This window comes from Pedobacter anseongensis, from assembly GCF_037482965.1.
GTDB classification, from domain to species: Bacteria; Bacteroidota; Bacteroidia; order Sphingobacteriales; family Sphingobacteriaceae; genus Pedobacter; species Pedobacter anseongensis.
In genome coordinates, this window is record NZ_JBBHKB010000003.1 from 782,391 (window position 1) to 793,061 (window position 10,671).

8 protein-coding genes are annotated in these 10,671 nt (G+C 41.0%); 2 read left to right on the plus strand and 6 right to left on the minus strand.

The genetic code is table 11. From position 1 onward, the window contains the following. Positions 1-66: 66 nt before the first annotated feature. The 4 genes from yajC to WG904_RS14215 form a co-directional block, all read right to left on the minus strand. Complete coding sequence (gene yajC, locus WG904_RS14200) at positions 67-384, minus strand: preprotein translocase subunit YajC (protein ID WP_339579988.1); 318 nt, start codon at positions 382-384, stop codon at positions 67-69. A 52-nt stretch (positions 385-436) separates the two neighbouring features. After that, positions 437-871, minus strand: a complete 435-nt coding sequence (locus WG904_RS14205; protein WP_339579989.1) for a DUF1573 domain-containing protein — start codon at positions 869-871, stop codon at positions 437-439. Positions 872-873: 2 nt separating this feature from the next. Further along, the gene (gene nusB / locus WG904_RS14210; RefSeq protein WP_339579990.1) at positions 874-1,767 is read right to left on the minus strand and encodes a transcription antitermination factor NusB; all 894 of its coding nucleotides are present in this window, start codon (positions 1,765-1,767) and stop codon (positions 874-876) included. A gap of 100 nt (positions 1,768-1,867) precedes the next feature. Continuing rightward, positions 1,868-2,956, minus strand: coding sequence for a Glu/Leu/Phe/Val family dehydrogenase (locus WG904_RS14215; RefSeq protein ID WP_339579991.1), 1,089 nt, complete (start codon positions 2,954-2,956; stop codon positions 1,868-1,870). Positions 2,957-3,110: 154 nt separating this feature from the next. On the opposite strand from WG904_RS14215, the gene WG904_RS14220 reads away from it, so the two are divergent. Both WG904_RS14220 and WG904_RS14225 read left to right on the plus strand, forming a co-directional pair. Next, complete coding sequence (locus WG904_RS14220; protein WP_339579992.1) at positions 3,111-4,898, plus strand: ABC transporter ATP-binding protein; 1,788 nt, start codon at positions 3,111-3,113, stop codon at positions 4,896-4,898. A 97-nt stretch (positions 4,899-4,995) separates the two neighbouring features. Beyond that, positions 4,996-5,328, plus strand: coding sequence for a DUF3276 family protein (locus WG904_RS14225; RefSeq protein ID WP_339579993.1), 333 nt, complete (start codon positions 4,996-4,998; stop codon positions 5,326-5,328). Positions 5,329-5,498: 170 nt separating this feature from the next. On the opposite strand, the gene WG904_RS14230 is transcribed toward WG904_RS14225, so the two are convergent. Further along, the gene (locus tag WG904_RS14230; protein WP_339579994.1) at positions 5,499-6,377 is read right to left on the minus strand and encodes a PorP/SprF family type IX secretion system membrane protein; all 879 of its coding nucleotides are present in this window, start codon (positions 6,375-6,377) and stop codon (positions 5,499-5,501) included. A gap of 44 nt (positions 6,378-6,421) precedes the next feature. Then, positions 6,422-10,671 (minus strand): MBG domain-containing protein (locus WG904_RS14235; RefSeq protein ID WP_339579995.1); only part of this gene is annotated, 4,250 nt, incomplete at its 5' end.

The following is a 10,671-nucleotide window of genomic DNA, read 5'->3' on the forward strand; positions in this document are numbered from 1 at the left end:
AAAATTACAAAAAAAAGCCGCTCTCTCGAAATTACGGAAAGAGCGGCTTAGCTTAAATTATTTTTATTATGCTTTTGGTAAAGCAGCAGTAGTTGCCGCTTTGGTTGCGTCTAAAGAGATGGCCGACTTATCGAAGCGAATTTTTGTACCCCCCTCTACTTCGATTAAAAATGTAGTGTCATTACTACCAACAATTTTACCGTGTATACCTGCTGTAGTTACAATTTTATCACCTATTTTTAAATCTTCTACTAATTTTTTATGATCTTTTGCTTTTTTTACCTGAGGTCTGATCATAAAGAAATAGAAAACGATCATGATTAAAACCATAGGTACTATTGTGCTCAACATACTGTTGTTTGCTTGTAAGATTATTGTTGTCATCGTTATTTTATATTTGTTAATTCGTTAATTGGTAAATTTGCTAATTAGCAAATTATTTTTTCTTCACCACTTCACCCACCAAGTGCAAAGTAGCTAAATACGGATTGGCATTCGAAATGATAGACACTACCTTATCTTGCATCCCTTCTTTGCCCTGACTGTTAAAAACCACTTTAATATTTCCACTATCACCAGGTTTAATGGGCTTAGTAGGATATTCAGGAACCGTACATCCGCAAGTTGCCGTGGCATTGCTAATGATGAGGGCTGTCTTACCAGTATTTTTAAATTTAAACTCGTACTTAACGCTTGTACCTTCAGTAATTTTACCGAAATCGTACAATTCTTCTTCGAATTTGATAACCGGAGCGTTAACTGCCGAAATTACTTTTCCTGTCGAATCGAGTACAACTGCAGTTGATGAATCTTTGCTATGGCAAGCAGATAATGACACTACGATACCTAAACCTAAAATTAGTTTCCTCATATTTAATCTTCTATTAAGCCTCTACCTATTTTTTTAATACTATTTGTTCGCTTCAAATCATTTAAAATTTTATCCAATATACCGTTAATAAACGAATTACTTTTCGGTGTACTGTAATCTTTAGATAATTCTAAATATTCATTAATGGTTACTTTAACTGGTATAGAAGGAAAATTCATCAATTCACAAATAGCCATTTTCATTAAAATAGTATCCATTAATGCAATTCTTTCCGATTCCCAGTTTTTAGTCCGCTCGGCAATTAATTCCTGATAAGCTGCATCATTCTTAATGGTGTAAGCAAAAAGATCTTTCACAAACCGGCTATCTTCTGCCCAATCGGCACTAATAGGCGTTAATTTGTTCTTAAATGGATCTTCTGATGTAAAGTTCTTAACCGTTTTAGCAATCATCCCTTTCATTACCTCACTATCTACTGGCCAATTGATAAATTTATCTTCAAAAGCCTGAATTATGTTTAGGTTTTTCAATAAAACCTTTCTAAAAATAAATTTGATAATTTCTTTCGAACTTTCTAAAGTTTCATCTTCTTCGGCTAAATAAGCTGCGAACTCTTTGGTATCCTTTAACTTAATGAAAATTGATTTTACCAATTCGGGATCCGAATGCCAATTAATCTGATATTTATTAACAGCAGCAGTATATTCGGGGTTTTGCTTTAATACTACAGCAAATTTATTGTATAATAATTTTTGGTTCGGACTTAAATCTTCGGCCGTTGGCAGGTGTTTATTTGCTCTTTCTGCGGCATCAATAGCAGTATATTCAGTTACGTCAACCAAAAGGGCTAACATGCGCACATACATTTCATAAACACTGTCAATGCTTTGCATTAATGTTTTCTGACTGCTAACGCTGTCTTTCTTTTCTGTCATTTGCCAAGCAAAAATGTTTTGCAGAGCTTTAATCCTTAAGTGCCTTCTATTTAACATGAAATGAATGTAAGAACGAGTAGTAAATTGTACGGGTTATAAATTAATAGGATGATTTTATTTTTTTGATGTCTGCAATTCGCTTTTCGGCAATTCGGCTTGCCGCTAAGTTAGTTGGTATATTTTCGGCTTTTGATAATTTAATTACTTCGCGAGTAGCGTTGTAAATATTTTCGGTAAGCTGCATAGTTCTTTTTTTACCAAAACCCGTTAGCTCGGAGTAGCAGTTAATTAATCCCCCTGCATTAATCAGGTAATCGGGTGCATACAAAATACCTTTATCTAACAACAGCTGCCCATGCTTTTCTTCATCACCTAATTGGTTATTTGCAGACCCAGCAATGATGCCAAATTTCATTTTTTCAATGGTTTTTTCATTAACGATTGCACCTAAAGCACATGGCGCATAAATATCGGCCCCAATGGTAAAAATTTTATCGGCGTCGATAGCTTTTGCTTTATACTTCCTCGCAACTTGTTGCAAACGCTCTTCGTTAATATCACTCACATAAACTTCCACGTTTTCTTTTCGTAGCAACTCTACCAAATGCTCACCAACGTTGCCAATGCCTTGTACCACTACTGATCTCCCTGCCAACATATCTGTACCAAATACTTCTTTAACACAAGCTTTAATCCCTAAAAAAACACCTTTCGCTGTTATTGGAGCAGGATCTCCTGCACCTCCAATAGATTCGGGCACACCGGTTACATGGTCTGTTTCCATGCGAATGTATTCCATATCTCTTGTTGTGGTGCCCATGTCTTCGGCCGTTACAAACTCGCCATTAAGGTTTTTAATAAACCTACCATAACTGCGCATTAAAGCTTCTGTTTTTGCTTTTCTCGAATCACCTATAATTACGGCCTTACCACCACCTAAATTTAGGCCCGAAATGGATGCTTTGTAAGTCATGGCTTTTGATAAGCGAAGTACATCTTCAAGAGCTTCAGCCTCGCTGTTATAGTTCCACATGCGTGTGCCTCCCAAAGCAGGGCCTAATGTAGTATCGTGAATAGCAATAATAGCTTTAAGGCCGGTATCGGGGTCGTTGCAAAAAACCACTTTTTTGTGGCCCGAAGCACTTAATTGATCCAATATAGAAGTAACGGCAGAACTATTACCAGACATACAAGTTGAATTGATAAGACGCAAAATTAAGATAAAAATCCATTATTTTATTAAGTATTTTAAAACGTTTTAAAAGAGCACACCTCGCAGGTTTACCTTGCGTATCCAACTGAAACCTGCGAGGTGTTGAGAATTTTGCTAACTTTACGGTTCAATGAGGCACCTAGCGTTTTTAAACAAATACTTCTATAAATACAAGTGGTGGATTATTCCGGGTATTTTCTTCGTAATTATCTCTAATATTTTTGGTGTAGTGCCTGCTCAAGTGGTTGGCCATGCCTTTAATATCATTACCGAAAATATAGCCATTTATAGTTTATTTAATGGTTTCGAGCGGCAAACCATTGTGTACGATATTTTTAGTTATAGTCTGTTCTTTTTTGGATTGCTTATTCTTGTGCTTTACCTGCTTAGAGGCTTGTTTTTATTCTTTATGCGTCAAACCATTATTCTAATGTCGAGACACATCGAGTACGATATGAAAAACGAAATCTACTCGCATTATCAAGAATTAAGCTTAGGTTTCTATCGCCGTAACAACACTGGCGATTTAATGAACCGTGCTACCGAAGATGTAAATCGAGTTCGTATGTACGTAGGACCCGCCATTATGTACACTATAAATACAGCTGTACTCTTTTGTTTGATTATTTATTTTATGTTTTCTGTAAATGTTACACTAGCTATTTATTGTTTGCTTCCTTTACCTGTTTTGGTGGTTACCATTTATTATGTAAACACTTTAATTAATTTAAAAAGTGAAAAGATACAACAACAGCTTTCAAAGCTATCTAGTTTTGTGCAAGAGCGCTTTTCAGGTATTCGTGTGATCAAATCATATGTAAGAGAAGAACATAGTCAGCAAATCTTTGCCAACGAAAGCGAAGCCTACAAAAGCAGTGCTATGGGTCTGGTAAAAACACAGGCCTTATTTTACCCAACCATGTTATTATTGGTTGGGTTAAGCACTATACTAACCGTTTATATTGGTGGAAAACAGGTAATTGAGGGTGCTATTACGCCAGGCAACATTGCTGAATTTATTGTGTATGTTAATCAATTAACTTTCCCAGTAACCATGCTGGGATGGGTTACTACGCTAATTCAGCGTGCAGCGGCATCACAAAAACGGATAAATGAATTTTTGCAGTTAAAGTCTGACATTACTTCATCCAACCCATTAACCCCTGCTATTAACGGAAAGATAAGCTTTAAGAATGTAAGTTTTACTTATCCAGATACAGGGATTGAAGCGATTAAAAACATTAGCTTTGAAGTAGAGAAAGGACAGTTTATCGCCATCATTGGGCGCACAGGATCTGGTAAATCTACTTTAGCTAATCTGATGATGCGGATGTATGATGTCGATGCAGGCAAGATTTTAATTGATGGAAAAGAATTAAGAAGTTTAAATTTAGGCAATTACCGAAATCAGATTGGCTTTGTACCCCAAGAGGTTTTTTTATTCTCTGATACCATAAAAAACAATATCGCTTTTGGTTTATCGACCGTTAATGATGAACAAGTTGAACGAGCAGCTAAAAATGCAGCGGTTTATACCAATATTATCGATTTTGATCAAAAATTTGAGACCATGTTAGGCGAAAGAGGGATAACCCTTTCTGGCGGACAAAAACAGCGTGTATCTATAGCTAGAGCCTTAATTAAGGAACCAGCGGTATTAATATTTGATGATTCATTATCTGCGGTAGATACCAAGACAGAAGAAGAGATACTTGGAAATTTGGGTAAAGTAATGCTTGGCAAAACTAGTATCATTATTTCACATCGAATCTCGACCATTAAGAATGCCGATAAAATTATTGTTTTAGACGATGGGATGATTATCGAACAAGGTACTCATCAACACCTTCTTAACCTGGGTGGAGTATATGCCGAAATGTACGACAATCAATTACTCGAGGAAGAAAACCAGGGATAATTTCAATTTAATCGAAAATGATACGATTTTCTTTTTTGAAGTTTGAAAATTATTCCTTTATATTTACCCCAACCTTAAACCTATACAACACACAACAATGGGAGATTTTGACAATAAAGAGAGAGAAGAGGTTTTTTCTAAGAAAGTAAGAGCGGGTAAGCGTACTTATTTTTTTGATGTAAAAGCTACACGCTCAGGCGACTATTACCTTACTTTGACAGAGAGTAAAAAAAGATTAGAAGACGGTGTATTTGTTAAACACAAAATTTTCTTATACAAAGAAGATTTCGAGAAGTTTACAGAGGGTTTAACCGAAACTGTCGAATATATTAAATCGCACCAAGAAGTAGTAGAAAAACGTTACGAATATTCTGAAAATGCAGAGTATACGCATAGTCCGAAAGTAGACAACGACGATTTTTCTTTTTAAAAAATCATATTTGATCTTAAAAGTCCCTCAAGTTGAGGGACTTTTTTTTGGAGTATTGTTTCCTTGCATCAATTTGAGGTTCCAATTAAGCATATGTCAACTACCTAGCCTTCTAGGAGAGATAAAAAGCTTCCTCGTCTCGAGATATCCCAAAGCTGAAACGTATACCGCTATTTTTTAAAGCTGATTCTTAGGTTAAGCTCGAAACTCCCATTGGCATAGCTATTCAGTGCCGAAGTTTCGGTGGTATACATTCCAGAAATCAAATATTTTTTCATAAAATCCAGTCCAATTCCCAGCGTCGAACTTTTATTGCTGTGATAGAGGCCTGTAAAAAAGAACTTTCGATCTGCAAAAGCCATTCTCCCTCCAAAGTCTAACATATTTTTATAGTTCCGTATACCGCGGAAGGCAACCTTCGGTTCAATTTCCATTCCCCCTTTAAGGTCGAAGTTGTAACCTATGGCGCTGTAGAAAGTAACCAAATCGGCCACTTTGGCCTGCGACTTGTTAAAAAAATCGTTCAAGTTGGGGATAGAAGCCTGTATACTTAACCGTTCTGAGGTATAGGCAATTCCGAAATCACCATCGATATAAGCCCTTCTGCCATTGTAGTCGCCGATTGAGATATCATTGGGATTTCCATTCACATTATTATTGTCCAGATGCTGGGTCATCACCCCAATGGCAAGGCCGAAGTGAAGCTGGTTCTTGCCGCTATCTAAAGGAAGATGATAGGCGTAACTCGCCGTAGCCCTCGTTTGGCGTAAAAGCCCAGCGCTCTCGTTGTTTACGTTCACACCTATTCCTACTCTGTTAAAGCCATAATCTGCTGTAATATTTTGGGTAAGGGGGGCTCCTGGTAGTCCGCTCCATAATTTTCGATAGGCTCCGTTGATCCTAAGTCCCTCCTCCTTTCCCGCGTAGGCAGGGTTAATGAGGTATTCGTTATTGTAATACTGAGCACCTAATGGATTAAGCTGTGCCTTTGCCTCCCCGATTCCAAATAGGGCGAGAGCAAGGAGGCATGTTCTGTATATCTTTTTCATTTATGTATCTTATCTAGTTGTTGACGTGTTTCTGTTGGCCTTTGCTATTTTCTAAGTATGGTAATAAAACCCTTTTTGATGGTCTTGCCGTCACCAAAGTCGATGATGTAGTAATAAGTACCCTCGGCGAGCGGTGCACCCCTTAAGGTGGCATCCCAGCTATTGTCATAGCCCTTTTTCTCGTATACCAAACGCCCGGCACGGTCTACGATCCTGACTGAATTGTTTGGAAAGAGCTGAATATCCTCGATCACCCAGGTATCGTTCACCCCATCACCATTTGGCGACATGATGTTGGTTGCCTGAACCGTAGCACCCCGCTCAATAGGTAAATCTGTAACCGTGAGCGTAAAGGTCTTCGTTTCCGTACATCCGCTCGCATTGGTCGCAGTAACCGTATAGGTGGTGTTCGCCTCTGGCTTCACCGTAAGGATGGCCGTATTCTGTCCAGAAACTATACCGTTAGCATTTGCCCATACATAGCTTGTTCCTCCCGAAGCTGTAAGCACGGCAGTTTCGCCCTTGAAAATGGCCGAACCCTTGTCGCTAGCAATACTTGGCGCTGGCAATGCGTTAACAGTAAGCACAAAACGCTGGATTACACTCTCGGTTCCTCCAAAGCTAATGCCGCCGTTATCAGTTGCGGTAATTGTTATCACTACTGTGCCCTGGGCGCCCGGAGCCAGCCTGTAGCTAAGCGTACCCGTGGTGCCCGTTCCCTTAGTCACGGTCAAGCTGCTAAACATAGAAGTGTTGCTGCTGCTTACCCCAAGCGTTACAGTCTGGCCAGATTCGGGACCTGGGGTAATGCCTGTAAGATTAATTATCTGGTCGGTTGGCGTGGTACAGATTGCTCTATCTACGAGTGCGTTAAGGGTAGGCGCCTCGTTCACATCAATCAATGTGATCGTGAATACCTTTTCGAATGACAGTCCATTCTGGTCTATGCTGCGAACGCGGATGCTGTAATTCGCTTTAGTCTCGTAGTCAAGCAATGCTGCAACTCTTACAAAATTGCCCGAGATATTGAATAATGCATTATCTGTACTTCCATTACCAGATACTAGGCTGTAAGTGAATAATGACAAAGGATTGTCAGCTACCGTGCGCAACTGACCGAAGCCCGTGTTCAACGCTGCATTTTCATACAGTGGTGTACTGGTCAACACGATGTCGCTAATCGAACCTTCTAACACCGTAAGTGTACCATTTAGGTACCCGATGGTGTAGTTTGCCGCCGAAGCACCTCCGATAGTGATTGGGTAGCTGCCTTTGGCACTGCTCTCCACCGCGGTGGTAGATAATACCGGTTGCACGCTCAACACACTGTTGTTCTCGCCGGCAATGAAGCCTGAATAACTTGCCGTCAATGGTGGATTAGCTATACCTTGTCCCCTCGATTTGTTGTCGGCACTAATCAACAAGGGTTTTTTATTTATGCCAAGAACATTTCCTGTAAAGCTGATGGCGTAATTTCCGTTGCCATTCAGTGTACCTTGCAGGATAGGATAGTTGCCGGCGTTCTCGCCAGCAGTCCTAGTAAGCGAGCCTGTAAGCATATCTCCATTCACAAGTCCGGCGCCCACCTTATAGGTAAGAGGAGGGTCAACATCACCGTATATTTTACTATTAGCATCAGCGGCAACTGTTAGTGCCTTTGGAGAAATTGACAGTGTTCCAGGGGAATATTGCACATCATAGTTCTCGTTTAACGATAGTGTTCCCGACCCAATGGTATAGGTTCCAACGTTTTCCCCAGGGGTACGAGAAGGTGCGCCACTAAAGTTGTCGCCAGAAACTAGTGCTGGACTGTACGTATAGGTTAATTCAGGATCAATATCGCCATACACCTTACTTTTAGAGGCCATGGCAACGTTCACCGTAACCTTACCAATTGTAAGGTTTGCAGGAGCAAATAGCAATTGGTAATTCGGTGTTACTGCAATGGTACCTTGATTAATGGCATAGGTGCCCACGTTTTCTCCTGGAGCCCTTTTAAGTATGCCGATAAAACTGTCGCCTTTAACGAGGTCAGGACTGAAAGTGTAGGTGAAAACTGGATCGCTCTCTCCATAAAGCTTCGATGCTGCAACGGCAACAACATCTATTGTTTTCTTGCCTATTGTCAGTTTTGAAGATGTAAACGTTAGCGTATAGTTCATGCTCAAAGCCAATGTTCCCTGCCCGATTGTATAGTCGCCGATGTTCTCGCCTGCCGCCCTTGTTAGTGAACCCGTAAAGCTATCGCCGGTAACCAGTGCTGGTGCAAAGGTGTACGTAAATGCCGGGTCGGTATCGCCAAAGGTCTTGGCTTTTGCAAGAGCAGTAACCGCAACCGTTTTCTTCGTGATGCTCAGGTTGGCTGCCGTATAATTCAACGTATAGTTCGTACTCAAAGCCAAATTACCTTGGCCTATGGCATAATCGCCAACGTTCTCGCCCGTAGCTCTTGCTAAAGAACCTGTGAAGCTATCGCCAGTAACCAGTGCCGGGGCAAAGGTATAGGTTAAGGCGGGATCTGCTTCACCATAAATTTTGGTTTTAGCCGAGGCAGATACCGTAATGGTCTTTTTGTTGATACTAAGGTCTGCTTTTGTATAGTTTAATGTATAGTTTGAACTTAATACCAGTGTTCCTTGGCCGATTGTATAAGCACCTACATTTTCGCCAGTAGCCCTTGAAAGTGAGCCTGCAAAGCTGTCGCCAGTAACCAGTGCCGGAGCAAAAGTATAAGTCAAGGCAGGGTCTGCTTCGCCATAGGTTTTTGTTTTAGCAGTGGCCGTTACCGCAATGGTCTTCTTACTGATAATAAAGTTTGCGCTTACATACGCTAAAGTATAGTTGGTACTAAGTGCTAATGAACCCTGTGTTATCGTATAACTACCAATGTTTTCGCCTACTGCCCTCGTTAATGAACCCGTAAAACTATCGCTCGTAACCAATGCCGGACTAAACGTGTATGCTAGTACAGGATCTACATCTCCAAAGATTTTGGTATTGGCTGTAGCGGTTACTGTGATGGTCTTCTTGCCGATGCTAAGGTCTGCACCTGTGTAGTTGAGCGTGTAATTTGGGTTCAACGCCAACGTTCCCTGGCCGATTGCATAGTTGCCGATGTTCTCGCCCACTGCCCTCGTTAACCCGCCTGTAAAGCTGTCGCCCGTTACCAATGCAGGGGCAAAGGTATAAGCCAATGCCGGATCCACATCACCATAGGTTTTTGTTTTCGCAGTGGCGGTTACTGTAATGGTTTTCTTACCGATGGTAAGGTCTGCACCTGTATAATTTAAAATATAGTTGGAACTTAACGCCAATGTTCCCTGACCTATTGCATAAGTGCCGATGTTCTCGCCTAAAGTTCTTGCAAGTGAGCCCGTAAAGTCGTCGCCTGTAACCAGAACTGGACTAAATGTGTACGTAAGTAAAGGATCTACATCGCCATAAGTTTTGGTTTTGGCTGCGGCAGTAACCGTGATGGATTTCTTCCCAACCGATAATACCTGATCAACAGCAACTGCACCATTATAATTACCATCACCAACTTGAGATGCTGTAATGGTGGTATTTCCTGCTCCAACTATCGTTAATGAATTCCCAATTATCGTAGCAACAGCGGTATTTGAAGAAACATAAGTTGTAGTTAGCCCACTGCTGGAGCTCGAGCTTAGTAAAAATGGAGCGTCTCCATAGGTCTTATTAGGAAGAGCACCAAATGTAATACTCTGACTCCCTTTGTTGATGTTAAGTTGATAGCTGGTAGATGTTGATTGACTGCAGCCCGATTCCGTGGCTCTAACACTAAAATTGAATGTTCCTGCAACACTAGGTGTGCCCGAAAGACTTCCATTTGTATTTAAAGTTAATCCGGCTGGAAGCGAACCCGCAGAAATGTCATACATATAAGAACCACTTCCACCAGTCGCCACAAAATTATGAGCATAATTTACTCCTACAGTCGCATCGATTAAAGTCGCAGATGCCAATGCTACCGCATTTGGCTGGGTAATCGTAAAGGTCTTCGTAGCCTGGCAACCGTTCGCATCGGTAACCGTTACCGTATAGCTACCGGCTACCAATCCAGTGGCCGTAGCCGCTGTACCACCACTCGGTGCCCATGAATAGGTATAGCCCGGTGTACCGCCCGTTGGGGATACCGAAGCGGTACCGTTGCTGCCACCAAAGCAGCTGATATTGGTCTGTGAACCCGCAGATAGGCTAATCGCACTCGCCGGCTCGGTAATCGTGAAGGTCTTCGTAGCCTGGCAACCGTTCGCATCGGTAACCGTTACCGTAT